At 39.7% G+C, this 16739-nt stretch carries 15 protein-coding genes; 6 read left to right on the top strand and 9 right to left on the bottom strand.

Going from position 1 to position 16739, the window contains the following annotated elements; all coding sequences use genetic code 11:
• The first annotated feature begins 138 nt into the window (after positions 1 to 138).
• The 3 genes from F946_RS10280 (at position 139) to gltS (ending at position 4428) form a co-directional block, all read left to right on the top strand.
• Positions 139 to 354 carry a hypothetical protein gene (locus F946_RS10280; RefSeq protein WP_004981958.1) on the top strand — a complete coding sequence of 72 codons (216 nt, stop codon included), beginning with the start codon at positions 139 to 141 and terminating at the stop codon, positions 352 to 354.
• Positions 355 to 768: 414 nt separating this feature from the next.
• On the top strand, positions 769 to 3000 hold the full coding sequence (locus F946_RS10275) for a TonB-dependent siderophore receptor (protein ID WP_004981957.1): 2232 nt from the start codon (positions 769 to 771) through the stop codon (positions 2998 to 3000).
• A 204-nt stretch (positions 3001 to 3204) separates the two neighbouring features.
• On the top strand, positions 3205 to 4428 hold the full coding sequence (gene gltS, locus F946_RS10270) for a sodium/glutamate symporter (RefSeq protein WP_004981956.1): 1224 nt from the start codon (positions 3205 to 3207) through the stop codon (positions 4426 to 4428).
• A gap of 232 nt (positions 4429 to 4660) precedes the next feature.
• Here gltS and F946_RS10265 read toward each other — a convergent pair whose 3' ends face one another.
• From F946_RS10265 to F946_RS10255, 3 genes are all read right to left on the bottom strand, one after another.
• Entirely contained in the window at positions 4661 to 5146 is a 486-nt protein-coding gene (locus F946_RS10265; RefSeq protein WP_004696532.1) for an Lrp/AsnC family transcriptional regulator, read from the bottom strand.
• Between the two features lie 216 nt (positions 5147 to 5362).
• Entirely contained in the window at positions 5363 to 6727 is a 1365-nt protein-coding gene (locus F946_RS10260) for an amino acid permease (protein ID WP_004981955.1), read from the bottom strand.
• Positions 6728 to 6943: 216 nt separating this feature from the next.
• The gene (locus F946_RS10255; RefSeq protein ID WP_004981954.1) at positions 6944 to 7801 is read right to left on the bottom strand and encodes an alpha/beta hydrolase family protein; all 858 of its coding nucleotides are present in this window, start codon (positions 7799 to 7801) and stop codon (positions 6944 to 6946) included.
• Between the two features lie 123 nt (positions 7802 to 7924).
• Here F946_RS10255 and F946_RS10250 point away from each other — a divergent pair, with 123 nt between their 5' ends.
• Positions 7925 to 8383: a hypothetical protein gene (locus F946_RS10250; protein WP_004981953.1), complete on the top strand. Its 459-nt coding sequence runs from the start codon at positions 7925 to 7927 to the stop codon at positions 8381 to 8383.
• A gap of 67 nt (positions 8384 to 8450) precedes the next feature.
• On the opposite strand, the gene F946_RS10245 is transcribed toward F946_RS10250, so the two are convergent.
• A complete protein-coding gene (locus F946_RS10245) occupies positions 8451 to 8687 on the bottom strand; it encodes a hypothetical protein (protein WP_004696541.1) in 237 nt (78 codons plus the stop codon).
• A gap of 493 nt (positions 8688 to 9180) precedes the next feature.
• The gene (gene brnQ, locus F946_RS10240; protein ID WP_004981952.1) at positions 9181 to 10467 is read right to left on the bottom strand and encodes a branched-chain amino acid transport system II carrier protein; all 1287 of its coding nucleotides are present in this window, start codon (positions 10465 to 10467) and stop codon (positions 9181 to 9183) included.
• 350 nt (positions 10468 to 10817) lie between these two features.
• Between brnQ and map the strand changes: the two genes are divergently transcribed.
• The gene (gene map, locus F946_RS10235) at positions 10818 to 11612 is read left to right on the top strand and encodes a type I methionyl aminopeptidase (protein ID WP_004981951.1); all 795 of its coding nucleotides are present in this window, start codon (positions 10818 to 10820) and stop codon (positions 11610 to 11612) included.
• Between the two features lie 302 nt (positions 11613 to 11914).
• Here map and F946_RS10230 read toward each other — a convergent pair whose 3' ends face one another.
• Together F946_RS10230 and F946_RS10225 are read right to left on the bottom strand one after the other, a co-directional pair.
• Entirely contained in the window at positions 11915 to 12823 is a 909-nt protein-coding gene (locus F946_RS10230; RefSeq protein WP_004981950.1) for a LysR family transcriptional regulator, read from the bottom strand.
• A gap of 102 nt (positions 12824 to 12925) precedes the next feature.
• Positions 12926 to 13366, bottom strand: a complete 441-nt coding sequence (locus tag F946_RS10225; protein WP_004981948.1) for a hypothetical protein — start codon at positions 13364 to 13366, stop codon at positions 12926 to 12928.
• Positions 13367 to 13428: 62 nt separating this feature from the next.
• Between F946_RS10225 and F946_RS10220 the strand changes: the two genes are divergently transcribed.
• Positions 13429 to 13755 (top strand): hypothetical protein, encoded by a 327-nt coding sequence (locus F946_RS10220; RefSeq protein WP_004981947.1) that lies wholly within the window; start codon positions 13429 to 13431, stop codon positions 13753 to 13755.
• A 59-nt stretch (positions 13756 to 13814) separates the two neighbouring features.
• Here the strand turns inward: F946_RS10220 and glnG are convergent, their stop codons facing one another.
• The gene (glnG, locus tag F946_RS10215) at positions 13815 to 15296 is read right to left on the bottom strand and encodes a nitrogen regulation protein NR(I) (RefSeq protein WP_004981946.1); all 1482 of its coding nucleotides are present in this window, start codon (positions 15294 to 15296) and stop codon (positions 13815 to 13817) included.
• Complete coding sequence (gene glnL, locus F946_RS10210; RefSeq protein WP_004696555.1) at positions 15283 to 16392, bottom strand: nitrogen regulation protein NR(II); 1110 nt, start codon at positions 16390 to 16392, stop codon at positions 15283 to 15285. Before glnL ends, glnG begins: the two co-directional genes overlap by 14 nt.
• Positions 16393 to 16739: the final 347 nt, after the last annotated feature.

The raw sequence follows: 16739 nt of genomic DNA, 5'->3' as shown, positions 1-16739 counted from the left end.
GATTTAATATTTTAGATAAAGCCTCGCGTAGTCTTACTTACTGGTTCCTATACGAGTTTCGTGGGTTCTACTTTACACTCCAACGAATAAATCGTTTAATCCCCACATTGAAAAATGATTTAGAAAGTTGATGTAGTAATGGCTAAACAGTCCCGTTTTTTATGTATTGGTGGTTTCCTCAATGGAACTCAAGTCAAAGACCAAGGCGATAGCTTTGTCTGTGTGGAAAATAGCAAACAGGTGACTTATCGAAAAATGGAAATTTTCCATCAAGATGCGTGGGATCAAGACTACTATGTGTGTGAAACTACGACAGACCAACAAGCCAAAAACTGGGTCTATGGCATCGAGTAAGTCGTCGACAAGACCATGAGTTAAAAATAGACCAAAATACATTTGGTCTATTTTTTTGTTGTCATATTTATAATTATAGAAAAATAGAGCATTATAAATATCCATTGTTTATTTTTACTCAGTTTTCTGTGAAAAGGAACTTATATCGGCAATACAAATACCTTAAATCTAAATTAAAGATGTATTTGCTAATGATAATTAGTATCACTTATATTATTTTTTGTTTATAATTTTTCGAAATGGATTGATATGTAATGACTCAAACCACTGAGATGTTCGAAAAGGATTTTACGAATCTTAGTACTTGTGATGCTACAAAGGTACTTGTTTTACTTAAGCATAGTAGGCACGTGCGGACTTTAAAATTATCAATTCATTGTCTTATTTTTTCTCATTAGCTGTGAATATCCTGATATGTTTATACGTCCTCTGTCTACGCAAAAGCCACTTTATTTGGCGATGCAAATTATTTTCCTGTCTTCAACTGCCATGCTGTCTATGACACATGCAAACACGGTAGAAGAGGATGAGGCGAATGCAACGTCTCAGCCAAATGCACAGTTGGCGACCATTATTCTTACAGCCCAAGATAAAACAGCAGTCACCGAAAATACAGGCAGCTATACGACGAGTAGCACAAATACCGCAACCAAGTTAAATTTATCCCTGCGTGAAACGCCACAAACAGTCAAAGTCTATACCCGTGAATATTTAGAGGACCGAAACATTGAGTCCTTCCAAGATTTGATGAGTAATATTACAGGTGTATCTACTCCGCGTACGGACGAACGTCAACGACCTTATGCACGTGGTTTTGATGTAGATTATTTCCTCATCGATGGAAAGCCAACAACTGCAAACTTAGTGGCAGCTGACCTAGATTTAAGCATTTATGATCGTGTTGAAGTCGTAAAAGGTGCTAATGGTTTAATGACTGGAGCGGGAAGCCCAGCAATGGGTATTAATTTAATCCGTAAGTATGCAAATTCAAGGGAATTTGCTGGATCAGTAAGTGCATCGGCAGGTTCATGGAATAGTTATTCAAGCTCGGCAGATCTATCTGCACCTTTAAATAGTGATGGTTCACTTCGTGGACGTGTCTTCGTAAAACATTCTGATGAAGATTCATTTATGGATTTTTATGAGAAAGAGCGAAATATTGTTTATGGTGCAATTGATTATGATATTAGCGATAAAACGTTATTATCTTTCGCAGCATCTTATCAAGAGTTGAATCGCGATGGAGTGCGTTGGGGAGGCTTACCCGCATTTTATACCGATGGTACTAGAACTAATTTTGATCGATCACTGACAGTCAGTTCTGACTGGACGTATTGGGACGCAAAAACGACTATGCTTTTTGCTGACTTAAAGCATACTTTGTTTAATGATGTAAGTTTAAACGTTTCATATTTATACAGACAAGAAGATTCATCTTCAAACTTGTTGTACACAACAGGGCAAGTGAATAAAGAAACAAATAAACTTCCGGTCTATGATGAGACTACCAAAAAGTATAATGTTTCTGTTTATGCAGATGATCAACGAACCGATGAAAATAATGTCGATGTTTATATCGCAGCACCTTTTATACTTGCTGGCCGTGAGCAAGAGATTGTTGTTGGAGGGGCATGGAATAAATCTGAACTAAAGAAAAATAACTTTGGTGGTTCTTATTATACGGGGGGGAATGTATTAAATGTAGATGCATTAAACTTTAACGATATGAATACCCAAATTGTTGTACCTATAGAAAAAAATCAAAAAGGAGTACTCAATAATACAGTCCAAACCGCAGGTTACATTTCAGGTAAATTCCATATTTTAGATCCTTTAAAAGCCGTTGCAGGTGTTCGTGTTTCAAATTGGGAATACGAAGCAGCAGATGGTAAAGGGAATAGAGAGTTTAAAAATGAGATTACACCTTACTTTGGCCTTATTTATGACGTTGCGCGAGATTATTCAGCGTACGTGAGCTATACCAGTATTTTTAAACCACAAAACAGAAAAGATGTAAGTGGCAATTACCTTGATCCCATTGATGGTAAAAGCTATGAAATGGGTTTGAAAGGTGAATATTTGGATGGAAAGCTAAATGCCGCCTTATCTATCTTTAGGATTGAACAAGATAATGTTGTAGAGCAATTATATGATTCAAATGGAAAAGCAATAAAAGTTAAAGATATCAACGGAATTGATACTGCAGAAAATGCTTATTTCGCTGCTGAGGGTGTAACAAGTAAAGGGGTTGAGTTAAATATTGATGGTGAAATCAATGATAACTGGGGGCTTAGCTTTGGTGTTGCCAATTTTGATGCTAAGGATGCGAAAGGTGATGATTATAATCCTACAAACTCACGTACCACGGCTGATGTTTTTGTAAAATATAAGAATGATTCGTGGTATGCAGGTGCAGGCTTAAACTACTACAGTAAAATTTATATCGGTACAGGTGCTGCGCGAATTGATCGGGGTGATTTGTATCTTGCAAATGCGATGCTAGGTTATAAATTTGATGAAAATATGAGTATGCAAGCAAATGTAAATAATATCTTTGATAAGAAGTATTATGAAGGCATTGGTCCAAATGCTATGGCTTGGGGTGATCCATTAAATGCAACATTAAGCTTTCATTATAAATTTTAATTTTAAAGTTACGTTGCTATAAAAACAAAAAGACCCAATTGGATCTTTTTTGTTTTTTAAGATTATGTAGTTTTAAAATACTGAGCTCAGTTTTAAAACATCATGTAATCTAAAGCATAGAAATTGTACATTGAGAAATTTTAATCTATTCATCACTGACTTATCTGTTTTAGAATTAATGCAATAAGCATCATTGGATATCTCATGAACTATCAATTCGATGCATTTATGACCATTGTTGCAGCAGTTGCTGTACTATTGGTCGGTTATGTATTTGTGAATAAAGTCAGTATTTTAAAAAAATATAACATTCCCGAACCTGTTGCGGGTGGGTTGGTTGCAGCTGTTATCACTTATATCTTATTTAAAAGTTCAAACATAACTGTCAACTTTGATACCAATATTCAGCAAATTTTTATGCTGATGTTTTTCACTTCTGTGGGGTTAAGTGCAAGCTTAGTTAAGCTCAAAGAAGGAGGAAAGTCGCTGCTTATATTTTTGGTCTGCGTTATTGTATTTGTCCTGCTGCAAAATGTGGTTGGTATTAGCCTCGCCACAGTTTTAGGTCTAGATCCGCTGATTGGTTTAATTACTGGTTCGGTCACACTCACAGGTGGTCATGGGACAGCAGGTGCATGGGGCACGATATTTGAACAAGAACATGGTGTGCATGGTGCGATTGTGCTGGGTATGGCAAGTGCAACATTTGGTTTGGTCATTGGTGGAATGATGGGTGGGCCTATCGCTAAATTTCTGATACGTCGCTACCAGCTGGCTGAAGAAATTCCAGCTGCAACAGGGCGTAATGAAGCGCCACCCTCAGCACAAACGGCTCCATTTGAATTTCCTGAAAAAACGCGTCTGATTACGGCAGATGATGCGGTCAAAACCATGGGGATGTTTGCAATTTGCATCAGCTTTGCATACTTCATGACAGCGGCGGCTAAAGGGCAGTGGTTTGAGCTACCAAGTTTTGTTTGGGCGCTAATGTGTGGTGTGGTTTTACGTAATATTTTAGAGCATGGTTTGAAAGTTCAGGTCTTTGACCGCTGCATCGATGTATTTGGCAATGCTTCACTGGCACTGTTTTTAGCCATGGCGTTGATGTCCTTACAGCTTTGGTTGTTGGCAGATTTGGCTGGCCCTCTAGTGATTATCCTGATTGTTCAAACACTGTTCTTAGCACTTTATTTGTACTTTGTGACTTTTCGTGTGATGGGTAAGAACTATGATGCTGCGGTACTTTGTGCAGGCCAATGTGGTGTCAACTTAGGTGCGACACCTACAGCAATTGCCAATATTCAAGCGGTAACCAATACCTATGGACCATCCCATAAAGCCTTTTTGATCATTCCGCTGACGGGCGCATTCTTTGTCGATATTGTGAATGCTTTTGTGATTCAGCTCTCAATTGGTATTTTGGGTTAATATTTTTAGAGATGATATCGTTAATAAAAAAGCACTTTAGGGTGCTTTTTTATTGGTTACGGTTGTGCATTGGAATGATTTTCACTATCTAAAATATCAGTATTCTAAAACGTATAGACATTAAAAAGCCCCATGGTTAGGGGCTAGTCGTATGCACATATAAGGCACATACTGTAAGAGGCTCATCTCATACTGCGTGTATTAAACCACATTTACACAATATTTGCAGCAATCACTCAATCATAATGAGGTCTGATTTATTTTCGAGCTTCAAAGGGCGTAAGGCAAAAATGGAGCGTGTATGTCGTACACCTTTCATTGAGTACAAATTTTTACGCAAAAAGCGTTCATAGTGTTCCGCATTTTTCACTGCAACTTTGAGTAAGTAGTCGTAATCGCCAGTCACTAAATGTGCTTCAACCACTTCAGGCATGTAAGCCAGTGCTTCACTAAATTGTTCTAAGATTTCATCATCATGGCGTTCAAGCGTAATTTCAATAAAAAACAGCTCATTAATCCCAATGGCTTTTGAATTAATCTTTGCTGTATAGCCTTCAATAATATTGAGATTTTCTAGGCGTTTTACACGTGTCCAGCAAGGAGAAGAGGACAGCCCAACTTTCTCAGCCAACTGGGTAACGGTCAGACGGCCATCTTGGCGAAGTTCAGACAAAATACGACGGTCAATTTTATCTAAAACGTAGTGAGCGTCATTCATAACGTATTCCTGCGTATAATTTTCTTTATAAACTACTTTATGTGAAAATATTTCTCAATAAATGCTCAAAATAAGCAAATAAAAGAGAAACACTCTGCATCAGTCATGACTACAATAAAGTGATTGAATCAAAGTCATTTGGGAAATTGGCTTTGATCTGCAAACAGCATCTTTAAAGGGAAGGGTGCCTTTTAATGGCGCTGTTTGCTTACTTATTTATTGTATTTTTTGCGTTTTTGATCTTTGTTTAAACCAGTAAGTTAGGGTTAAGCAGCCAATCCAAAGTGGAATCAGCATCACTGCAATTCGCATATCAGGTGTGAGCCACATCACCACTAAAATACCAAGCATAAATACAATACAGATATAGTTGCTGATAGGGTAAATCAAAGTTGGAAACAAGGTTGATTTTTGCAATGCCAGCATACGTTGCTTGAATTTTAAATGGGTCAACGCCAACATCATCCAGTTAATCACAATGGCAGAAACCACAAGGCTCATTAGCAGCTTAAAGGCTTTTTCTGGGAAGATATAATTCAAGACGACACACAGTAAGGTTACCAATGCAGAGCATAAAATGGCTGCATAAGGAATGCCGCGTTGGTTAATCTTTTTTAAAAACTGTGGGGCATTACCTTGTTCTGCCAGACCTAGCAGCATACGACTCGTGCCATAGCTGGTACCATTATACACCGATATAGCTGCGGTTAAGACCACAAAATTCAGCACAGTTGCAACGCCTTGACTGCCTAAGGAGTCAAAAATCAAAACAAAAGGACTACCGCCTTCTGCGATTTGATTCCATGGAAACAATGAGAGCAGAACAATGATCGTAAGCACGTAAAACAGTAACACACGATAGACAATTTGATTGACCGCTTTAGGAATAGTCGTGGTCGGATTTTTAGTTTCCGCAGCTGCAATACCAACGAGTTCAATCCCGCCAAAGGAAAACATAATGATGGCCATCGCCATGATTAAGCCAGAAATGCCATTGGGAAAGAAACCGCCTAGAGCCCAGAGGTTGGAAATAGAGGCATGTGCACCACCGTGACCACTTGCCAGTAACCAAGCGCCATATCCAATCATACCAATGATTGCGAGAATTTTAATCATGGAGAATAAAAATTCTGTTTCACCAAAGACTTTGACATGTAACAGGTTGATGGCATTGATCAGTACAAAGAAACCAAGCGCTGAAATCCATGTGGGAATTTCAGGCCACCAATACTGGACATAGAGCCCGATGGCACTGAGTTCCGCCATGCAGACCAAGACATTGAGCACCCAATAGTTCCAGCCCGACATAAAGCCGGCAAAAGGGCTCCAAAATTTATAGGCAAAATAACTAAAAGAGCCACTCACTGGTTCTTCAACCACCATTTCACCCAACTGGCGCATCATGAAAAATGCAATTAAGCCCGCCAGTGCGTAGCCTAAAATAACGGAAGGGCCAGCCAGTTTAATGGTTTGCGAAATGCCTAAAAATAGGCCTGTACCAATAGAGCCGCCTAAAGCAATCAGCTGAATATGGCGGTTGCTCAGCCCATGCTTAAGCTGGGGTTGCTGTTGTGCAGACATGATTCATCCATCTCTAGCACATGCGATAGTCATCACATGAACTATGACTTAATAAAAATTCGTGGTGGAAATATAATATTTATTTATCGATTAATGAAATTAAATTTATCAATAGCGTTGGTTTTTATCTGAAAGCTGCAGTTTTGCGGTGAAAATAAAGCCAGTCAAGTAAGTGCTGCTTGAACTGGCGATAGGCTTGGCTTGATATGTACCGCCTTAAGATGAAAGCTGTGCTGCAATTTCAGGCCATAAGTTTTGATGGGAGCGCTTAAACATCGCCATATGTCCAATGACTTTATGACCATAAGCCTGTGGTTTGAGTTCAATTTGATCTGTTTGTGCATTTGGGTAAAGGCTGAGTAAGCCTTTAACATTCACTTGTGTGGCAATTTCATCATCCGAGGACCAAATAGCTGTGATTGGACAGCGAATATCATGGTGGAAGTCATCTTGTACTGTTTTGCCTAAGGCATTAATTACATAACCAGGTTTGCTGCAAAACTGTGCCCAATCGCGTGCCACGTCTTTGGGTAGGTTTTCGCCCATGCCAATGGCATTGGTCGGTCCATAACCTAAGGTATAACGTGCAATAGGAAAGATTAGTTTAAACATCACAGGAGCCAGCAATTTGGTACGACCTTTCAAATCTTTTACGTGGCCTGTTGATCCTGCAACAGCAACGACTTTTGCGACTTTTTCATAGTTTGGGTTAATACCTAAAAGTTGCCCACCTGCACTATGACCGAGCAAGATCACTTGTTCTGCTTGGGTCTTATTCAATAACACCTCCATCGCCGCTGGGATATCCAATTGCCCCCATTGCACGATGCTGGCTTTCGACTTTTTAAGTGGTTCATGCAGAGACTCACCAATACCGCGAAAGTCAAAAACCAAAACGGCATAGCCTTGTTCTGCAAGCCATGATGCAAAATGGTGGTAAAACTGCTGGGTAATACCTGTGGCAGGGCAGATTAAAACAGGTAGGGCTTGTTGTGTACCTTGGGCTGCATAAAAGCGTCCACTGAGTGAATAATGGTCAGAGCAGGTAATAGCTAAAGTTTCGTAATTTTGCATAATTGGTTAAGTATTGAATTTTTTTCTACTCTACCTAAGTTCCAAAAAGAAACTTGTCTAATCTATGACTTTGAAGTCAAGTAGATCTGTATAGAATAGAGTGAAAATAAAAAAGGAAAACACATGCAGTTTGTTGAATTAGATATGTCGGTAAAATTCGCACTTTTGTTTAGTGGGATTTTTCTGTTTGTTGGGATGCTGACAGGGGTATGGAAATATGCACAAATACGCAATGCACCGCAGTTTCGCGCGCACTATTATGTTGATATCGCACACCGCAGCAGTTTGTTATATGCACCTGCAAGTTTAATTATTGCGGTAATGGCCGCAATTTCAGTCTGGCCTGAACCTGTGAATATGCTGTTTGTGGGAATTAATTTATTCTTTTTTAGCTTTTCTATACTGAGCTATATTGTGCATGGGCTATTGCAAGACACCAATAACCAATTTCGTAGTCCGCATGTTTTAGGCAAATGGACTTTGCCCAAATCAATCATGCTGATGGCAATGATGGCATTGGTTGTGGGGGAAATTGTAGCGACGTTGGGTTTGTTGTGGGGAATGTTTTTAGGTTTATTTTAAGTTGTTCTTATAGCTTTTTAATTTTTATACTTTTACAAAGGTGGATGACTAATCATCCACCTGTTTGCTAGTCAATTGACTGTGTGGCCTTTCGGAATTTTTGATCGACGACTGCCCATAAATAAAAGGCAAATGATACGACGATAGCGTAAGCAAAATATTCAGCTTTAAGGTTACCTTGAATTAAGCCATGCATGATCATAATGACCATTAGGGCAATGGTGGTACTTAAATACGTCACCATATTCTTGTTTGCCTTCAGAGCGTTAATGAAGACTTGCTTGTTGAAATGTAATGATAACATCTCCATCCCTCCTTGAGTTTTTGACTAAAAACCAATGTGTTTAGTCGGATTAGTTCTTAATGTTGTACTGCTAAAACTTGCGTTGATCAAGAGCAAAAACAACTATTTTTCAGAGAAATTATGCTATACCAATCAGAAAATATGTATGTAGCATTTTTTTAGTGAATAAATAGTATTTCGTTACGGTATAAGATGACAAATAAATGATGTATGTAAGCTTATACATAGATTGTATAAAGCAATATTGATGCCATGAATGGCTTGCTAGGACAGGCTTTAAAGAATTTTTTATTTTCTAATATTAAATTTATAAGAGATATGAAGGTGTTGATATACGACTTTAGCGGTGTATATGAAATGTGTCAGTATGTACAAAAACTGATGTAGAAAGAAATGAAACAATATGTGTCCATTTGGATAAAATGTGACAAATATTGATCATGCTTAAAATCAGGTTTGGGTAAAACCAGATTTTAACAACATCAGTTTTTGCTTACTTTTTCACTTTGTCGATTACAACAGCAATTACAAAAACCACCAATGATGGGATAAGCCATGCAAGGTTTTGTTCTGCAAGAGGTAAGTGAGTCAGCGCATAAGGCAGTTCAAAGTTCGCAACTTTTAAACCGTCTAGAAGACCAAAGACCAAAGACACTGCTGTAACAGGTGCAATCACTCGGCGAGGATGATTAAAGAATTTCCAGCCAAAGCTCAGCATAATCACCACAATTGCAGGTGGATAAATTGCACTTAAAACAGGCACAGAAAAGGCGATAAGTTTGGTTAAACCTAAGTTTGAAATAATGAAAGAGAAACCAATCAGAATGAAGACCCAAACTTTATAGCCAATTTTAGTGATTGAACTGAAATATTCAGCACATGCACAGGTCAGGCCAATCGCAGTGACCATACAAGCAATAAAAATCATGGCAGAAAGGAAGATAGAACCTAAGTCACCAAATGCATGTTGAACATATGCATGCAGGATCACTGCACCATTGCTCGCATTTGCTGCGACTTCATGGCTTCCAAGGCCAAGTTTAAATAAGCTGAGGTAAACCACAGTTAAACCAATACCAGAAATGATACTCGCAATAACTGCATAACGCGTAATCAGTTTAGGGTTGCTGACACCGCGTGAACGAATGGCTTGAATAATCACAATACCAAAAACTAAAGCACCTAAAGTGTCCATGGTTAAGTAACCATTTACAAAACCTTCAGAAACAGGGCTGTCGACATAATTATTGATGGCCGGCGGAACGAAACCAGTTGGAATCATCATCGCCGCAATGCCAAGGATGGCCAAAGATAAAATCTTCAGTGGCGAGAGTACATAACCAACCGTGTCTAAAATCTTGTTTGGATACAGTGAAATGAGGGTGACTACACTAAAGTAGATTGCACTGTAGATCAGCAAGCTGCTGCTTGATGTTCCAAGATAAGATGAAAAACCAATTTCATAAGAAACGGTTGCAGTACGAGGTGTCGCAAAGAGTGGCCCGACAGTTAGGTAACACGTAATGGTTAAAATGAGGCTGGCTATTTTACCCAAAGGTGAACTTAAAATTTGAATCGAACCTTCGACACGTGACAGCGCAATAATGGTGATTACAGGTAAGCCCACAGCAGTGATTAAGAAACCAAAAGCTGCTAGCCATACATGCTCACCCGCTTGTTGAGCCACAATCGGTGGAAAGATAATGTTGCCCGCACCAATGAAGAGTGCGAAAGTCATAAAACCCAAAGCAACAATATCCCGAGTACGCAGACTTGTCATAAAAGGGAGATCGAGTTGAACAAAGGGGACGATTTTAGTGCATATGTGTTTTTTTGGCTAATTTATTTCATGGGTAGTATTAAATTTTTTTATAAGATGAAAAGTGAATATATCAACTTGTAAAAAATAGGTTGATATATGTGATTGATTATCCATTTTAAAATAGAAAAATTATAAATATGAAAAGCTTGAGACACTGTTTTTCCTAAATTAAAAGTTGTAGTGCAAATGCTTTAAAATTACACAAATTTTTTAAAGGCTGGTGTTTGGAGGCTATCCTAAGATTTAAGTTTGAACAAAAATATTGAGAAAAGGTCTATACTTGCGACTTCATAATTGAGGATATTTCAATGCGTGGCTTAAATGTGAGCATAAAAACTGAACAAGATGTAGAAAAACTTCGTATATCTGGTCGTTTGGCTGCCGAAGTTTTAGCGATGATTGGTGAACATGTAAAGCCGGGTGTTACGACTGAATATCTGGATGATATTTGTCATGACTTCATTGTAAATACCTTAAAAGTGACGCCTGCCAATATTGGTTATCATGGCTATACCAAAACCACTTGTATTTCTCCAAATGAAGTGGTCTGTCACGGTATTCCATCGCCGAATGTTGTACTCAAAGATGGCGATATTATTAATATTGATGTGGCAATTATTAAAGATGGCTACTTTGGTGATACCAGTCGTATGTACTATGTAGGTACAGTGAAACCAGAAGCCAAAAAGCTAGTCGATACGACTTATGAGGCGATGGTTGCAGGTATTCATGCTGTGAAGCAAGGTGCAACGCTTGGTGATATTGGTTATGCCATTCAAACAGTTGCGCACCGTGAAGGTTATAGTGTGGTACGCGAGTATTGTGGTCATGGTATCGGCAAGGTTTATCACGAACAGCCAAGCGTATTGCACTATGGTCAACCAGGTAAGGGGATGCAGCTTAAAGCGGGCATGGTGTTCACGATTGAACCGATGATTAATATGGGCAAAGCGCATGTCAAAGAACTTAAGGATGGTTGGACAGTCGTGACTGCAGATAAGTCTTTAACTGCGCAGTGGGAGCATATGGTACTCGTGACTGAAACAGGTTTTGAGTTACTATCACCTTGGCCTGAAGGTACGGGCGCTTATCCAGAAATTTAAGTTGATGTTTTGTAGGTGGTTGAATTTTAGACTTTGGTCTAGCTTTGTGGTCTAAAAGCTAAATTAAGTCTTAAAAGCAATCACTGATATTTCTGAACCCCTTTATTTATCGGGTTTTTGATTTTATATGATTAAAACTTATACATGCAAGCTATTGGTCTAGACTTCATTTTGTCACTAAAATTGTTTCCAAGATACTCGCTGTAGTTTCTTATTTTGAAAGTTTATGAGCTTATCCACCTCGGTTAAGCTCTTTTTTTTGCCTCATGGATTGGCTCAATGTCATTGAGCATGTGTAGAGTTTAAAGTGATTTATTTGAGCTAAGGTGTTCAATTAAATAGTCAATAAACACGCGGACAGCAGGCAATAAACCACGACGTGAAGGATACACCGCATGAAAAATACCGTGTGGTGCTTTCCAGTCGGGTAGGACACGAACCAGCTCACCACTTTTCACCATATCTTGTACGATGCTGTCTGGAAGTAAGGCAATGCCGCAGTTCTTACGGACCAGTTGAGCCAACATACTCAAATCAGAGCCCATCACTACAGGATTGACGCGTATTTTCTTTTGTTGCTGCGCATCATTATGCACGATGATATGTTGATCTAAATGCTCATCAACCATACTCAGTATATGATGTTGGCTTAAATCTTCAGGTTGTTTCAGTTCGCCAAATTCATTTAAGTAGGCTTGGCTGGCAAATAAATGCTGCTCGATATTTTCAAATTTACGAATTACCAAACTTGGATCATCGTCTAGATTGGAGCGGACGCGAAGGGCAATATCAAAACCTTCGTTGATAATATCCACACGGCGATTGGTTACCATCATTTGCACTTTAATTTCGGGATAGGTTTTTAAGAAACTTGGTAAAATGCGTGCAATTTCGTTTTGTGCAATCGATACTGGCAGGCTGAGTTTAATGACGCCACGCGGTTGTAAACTGAGATGATCGACCAAATCGTGTGCGGCTTGTGCAGCATTCATCATCACTTGCGCATGACGGTAAATATTCATACCAATATCGGTCACTGCGAAATGGCGAGAGCTGCGTTGAATTAGGCGTACACCCAAGCGCTCTTCGAGGTTATACACGCGTCGACTGAGCTTGGATTTAGGAATATCTGTTGCGCGTTCAGCTGCGCTAAAACCACCATGTTCAACCACTTGAGCAAAACAATAAAAATCATCTAAATCGCTTAACATTCACGATGTCCATTTGTGCAACGATAGGCTTAATTAAAAAGTGATCGTTGCAGTTTGTCAATTTTGAAATTGTAGAGATTTAATTGAAAATACTCAGCTATTTTAAGGGTTTCGCTGAGTTTTCGCTTGTTTGAGTATTTCAAGCACCACTTTATATTCTTCAAGTCGTGCAAAGTCGTCTGCTGTTGGATTGTTTATGCGCGTAAGGTTCATATTATCGAGTACATCAACATATTTCACTTGGGTTGCAAGAGGGTTTAATACAGTGCGCTTAGCCGCTTCCAAACGTGATTCACCTGTTTGTTTGGTCAGTGCTTGTATGGATTGAATGATCTCGGCACTAAAGCCAAGCGCTTTTAAGTCTTCAGCAGTCGTTGAGGTGTCTTCCAAAATGTCATGCAATATAGCAATGATTTGTAGGGTGGGATTGGAAAATTGCAACATGAGACGCAGTGGATGCAGGATGTAAGGTTGTCCGCCCTTATCGAGTTGCCCTGCATGTTGGGTTGCAGCCAGTGCAATGGCTTTTTCTAAAGTCGACATGATTATTCTAGGTACTTTATCCTATGCTAAACTTCGCAGCATCTTTGTTTAAAAACTAAATTATGACTTATCAATTGATCCCACTAGACTGTGAAGCGACAGATCCTGTAGCGTGTCCACACTGCCAACAACAGGTAATTGATTGGTCTCAGGAACAATACGTTCAGCCTTGTGAACATACCTTATTTATTGCGATGGACATTGGTTTCGAATATATCACAGATGAATTTGAAGCGACCATGCAGCGCAGTGTTGATGATCTCCATGCACATGATGATCAAGTGATTATGTTTGAAGAGTTAACTCAAGCCAATTACCCAAAATTTATCATGTTAAAAGCACCTCTTGGTGTTGAAGGCTATTCACGCTATTTGGGCTTTACGGCTTAAAAAATAAAAGCGCCATTGCGGCGCTTTTATTTTGAGTTGGCTGTGATTTTGAATCTGCTTTAGTTTTCTAAAGCTTCTTCTTCACTTTCATCATCTGCGGTATCCATACCCAGTTCTTTGAGTTTACGCGTAAGGGTGTTGCGCCCCCAACCGAGCAACTCAGCCGCATGCCGTTTACGGCCACGGGTTTGTTGCAGCGCAGCAATGATCAATGTGCGTTCGAACATTGGGGTGGCGATATCGAGAATTTTCATCTCGCCGTTTTTCAGCTTTTGCACAGCCCATTGACCCAATAACTCGTCCCAATGGTGGACTGCAATACGATCTAAGTTATGCGCGGCTTGTGCATCTTCACCTGAGCGGGTAATTGGAATTTGCTTCAGCTCTGACGGTAGGTCTTCAGGATAAACTTCACGTCCTGTAATCATGACCGTTAACCAGCGGCAGGTGTTCTCGAGTTGACGTACGTTTCCTTGCCAAGGTAACTGTTGCATATATTCTTGCGTTTCAGGGCGAAGGATTTTAGGGCTTACACCTAATTCTTTGCCTGCGCGTGCCAAGAAGTGCTGCGCTAACATTGGGATGTCTTCGCTACGATGCGCCAGTTTTGGAATGTGAATGCGAATTACGTTCAGACGGTGGTATAAGTCTTCACGGAAGCGACCATCATGTACCAATTTTTCTAAGTCTTGGTGCGTTGCCGCGACAATACGTACATCTACTTTTACTGGGATATGCCCACCGACACGGTAAAACTCGCCATCAGCTAGAACACGCAGTAAACGCGTTTGTGTTTCAAAAGGCATATCGCCAATTTCATCTAAAAACAGTGTTCCGCCATTGGCTTGTTCAAAGCGACCTTGGCGTTGGGTATTTGCCCCTGTAAAGGCACCTTTCTCATGACCAAAAAGCTCTGTTTCAATCAGGTCTTTTGGAATCGCGGCCATGTTTAACGCAATAAAAGGTTTACTGCTCCGTGGTGAGTGGCGGTGTAAAGCATGCGCAACCAACTCTTTGCCTGTACCTGATTCACCATTAATCAGCACTGTAATGTGTGACTGAGACAAACGACCAATCGCACGGAAAACTTCCTGCATAGCAGGAGACTCGCCAATGATTTCGGTCGATTGAATCGGTGGTACAGTTTTTGCCGATTCTTGCTGCTGCATTTTGGTAATGTGCAAAATCGCACGATTCACTAAAGCTAAGGCTTCATCAATATCAAAAGGCTTGGGTAAATACTCAAATGCACCTGTTTGATAACTTGAAACAGCAGACTCTAGGTCAGAGTGAGCCGTCATAATAATGACAGGTAGATCAGGATAGTTGGCTTTAACTTTCGCTAAAAAAGTTAAGCCATCGATGCCGGGCATTCGAATGTCGGTCAAAATTACATCGGGTGCATCTAAACTGAGTTGGTCTAAAGCAGATTGAGCTTCTTCAAAACTTGTGACGTCAAAACCTTCTTCTTTGAACGTTTTTTCCAGCACCCAGCGCATGGCGCGATCGTCATCAATTACCCATATTTTATTTCGCGACATGGTTTAACTCCCAAGGTATATATAAGCTAAAAGTTGTTTTTCCGGGAACAGATTGGCATTCAATCATTCCGTTATGTTGATGCATAATATTTTGCGCAATACTTAAACCCAGTCCTGTGCCTTTAGCACGACCCGTGACCAGTGGGTAAAACACGGATTCTAAAATTTCTTCTGGAACGCCCGGACCATTGTCTTCGATATCAATCCGAACTACGGAGCGTTGAAGTACACCATTAATGGTCACTAAACGTTGAATACGGGTGCGTAACATTAGTTCAGGTTGGTGGTCGACAAAGAACTCTTTATTTTCAGTCATGGCTTGCACTGCATTGACGCTAATGTTCAACATGACTTGTATCAACTGATCACGATCGGCCATGACTTCAGGTAATGACAAATCATAATCACGGGTGATCTTAATTTTCTTTTTGGTTTGGTTGGTTATGAGTGAGCGAACGCGCTCTAAAGGCTCATGTACATTGACCAATTCATAACTGGGGAGCTGACGAGAACCAAGCATGGTGTCTGCTAAATTACGTAAGCGATCAACTTCACTAATAATAATGTCGGTGAACTCGCTATATTGCGGATCATTGAGGCTACGCGCTAACAGTTGTGTAGCGCCGCGAATTCCGCCCAACGGATTTTTAATTTCATGTGCAACACCACGAATGAGTTGGCGTGCGACCTGATGTTGTTGTAGGAAATTTTCTTCCTTGGAAATTTTAAGCATCCGATCAATTGGATTGATCTCAATTAAAAGCAAAGGATGATAGGGTTTATTTGAATTCAACTGTGACACGGTATAGTCAACATGAATATCTTTAAAGTTGACCTTAATGATGGCTTCACGACGGGTGTAGTGTTGTCCCGAGTTTAGAGTATTGAGAAGTGCTTCTTCTGTATTGAACTCATCATTGGGTGCATGGAGTAAATTAAGTGCAGGTTGGCCAGAGGCACGTAAAAGACTGATATCAAATAATGCTTCGCAAGAGGAATTTAAGTAAAAAATATTTAATTTACTGTCGACCAATAGAATCGCAGTGGTCAAATTGTCCACTAAAAGGCGATAGTCGATAGAAATAGGGTGATCCATTAGCGAATGTATCCTGTATTAAAATAGCGCAATGGCATCTTGATAAAGCATTAACCGTTCCAAATAGCGGACTGAATTGATGCAAATAAAGCAAAATCCACGCCAACTTTGATTTTGTATAGTGAAATGAGCACACTTTTTTTGCGGAATGCGCTGTAAATGAACGATTAGCTAAAGATATAGCGGATTCTAAAAATCAAGTAAACCGAAAGTGACTTAAAATGGTGCGTTATGTTAATTCTACTACAGTGTTGGTTTTATTTTGGTGCATTAAACAAAGAGTGTGGAATCGATCTGTTTTTATAAACAGAAAAGACATACAATACGCGCATTCTAGTGGAGCGCAG

The sequence above is a fragment of the Acinetobacter johnsonii ANC 3681 genome (genome assembly GCF_000368805.1).
GTDB classification, from domain to species: domain Bacteria; phylum Pseudomonadota; class Gammaproteobacteria; order Pseudomonadales; family Moraxellaceae; genus Acinetobacter; species Acinetobacter johnsonii.
The sequence above is the reverse complement of the archived record's forward strand: the minus strand, read 5'-3'. Positions and strand labels throughout refer to the sequence as shown.

What these genes read in the sequence shown, in the direction of transcription:
- F946_RS10280 (WP_004981958.1), top strand. Translation starts at nt 139, where the DNA reads ATGGCTAAACAGTCCCGTTTTTTATGTATTGGTGGTTTCCTCAATGGA.
- F946_RS10275 (WP_004981957.1), top strand. Translation starts at nt 769, where the DNA reads ATGTTTATACGTCCTCTGTCTACGCAAAAGCCACTTTATTTGGCGATG.
- gltS (WP_004981956.1), top strand. Translation starts at nt 3,205, where the DNA reads ATGAACTATCAATTCGATGCATTTATGACCATTGTTGCAGCAGTTGCT.
- F946_RS10265 (WP_004696532.1), bottom strand. Translation starts at nt 5,146, where the DNA reads ATGAATGACGCTCACTACGTTTTAGATAAAATTGACCGTCGTATTTTG.
- F946_RS10260 (WP_004981955.1), bottom strand. Translation starts at nt 6,727, where the DNA reads ATGTCTGCACAACAGCAACCCCAGCTTAAGCATGGGCTGAGCAACCGC.
- F946_RS10255 (WP_004981954.1), bottom strand. Translation starts at nt 7,801, where the DNA reads ATGCAAAATTACGAAACTTTAGCTATTACCTGCTCTGACCATTATTCA.
- F946_RS10250 (WP_004981953.1), top strand. Translation starts at nt 7,925, where the DNA reads ATGCAGTTTGTTGAATTAGATATGTCGGTAAAATTCGCACTTTTGTTT.
- F946_RS10245 (WP_004696541.1), bottom strand. Translation starts at nt 8,687, where the DNA reads ATGTTATCATTACATTTCAACAAGCAAGTCTTCATTAACGCTCTGAAG.
- brnQ (WP_004981952.1), bottom strand. Translation starts at nt 10,467, where the DNA reads ATGACAAGTCTGCGTACTCGGGATATTGTTGCTTTGGGTTTTATGACT.
- map (WP_004981951.1), top strand. Translation starts at nt 10,818, where the DNA reads ATGCGTGGCTTAAATGTGAGCATAAAAACTGAACAAGATGTAGAAAAA.
- F946_RS10230 (WP_004981950.1), bottom strand. Translation starts at nt 12,823, where the DNA reads ATGTTAAGCGATTTAGATGATTTTTATTGTTTTGCTCAAGTGGTTGAA.
- F946_RS10225 (WP_004981948.1), bottom strand. Translation starts at nt 13,366, where the DNA reads ATGTCGACTTTAGAAAAAGCCATTGCACTGGCTGCAACCCAACATGCA.
- F946_RS10220 (WP_004981947.1), top strand. Translation starts at nt 13,429, where the DNA reads ATGACTTATCAATTGATCCCACTAGACTGTGAAGCGACAGATCCTGTA.
- glnG (WP_004981946.1), bottom strand. Translation starts at nt 15,296, where the DNA reads ATGTCGCGAAATAAAATATGGGTAATTGATGACGATCGCGCCATGCGC.
- glnL (WP_004696555.1), bottom strand. Translation starts at nt 16,392, where the DNA reads ATGGATCACCCTATTTCTATCGACTATCGCCTTTTAGTGGACAATTTG.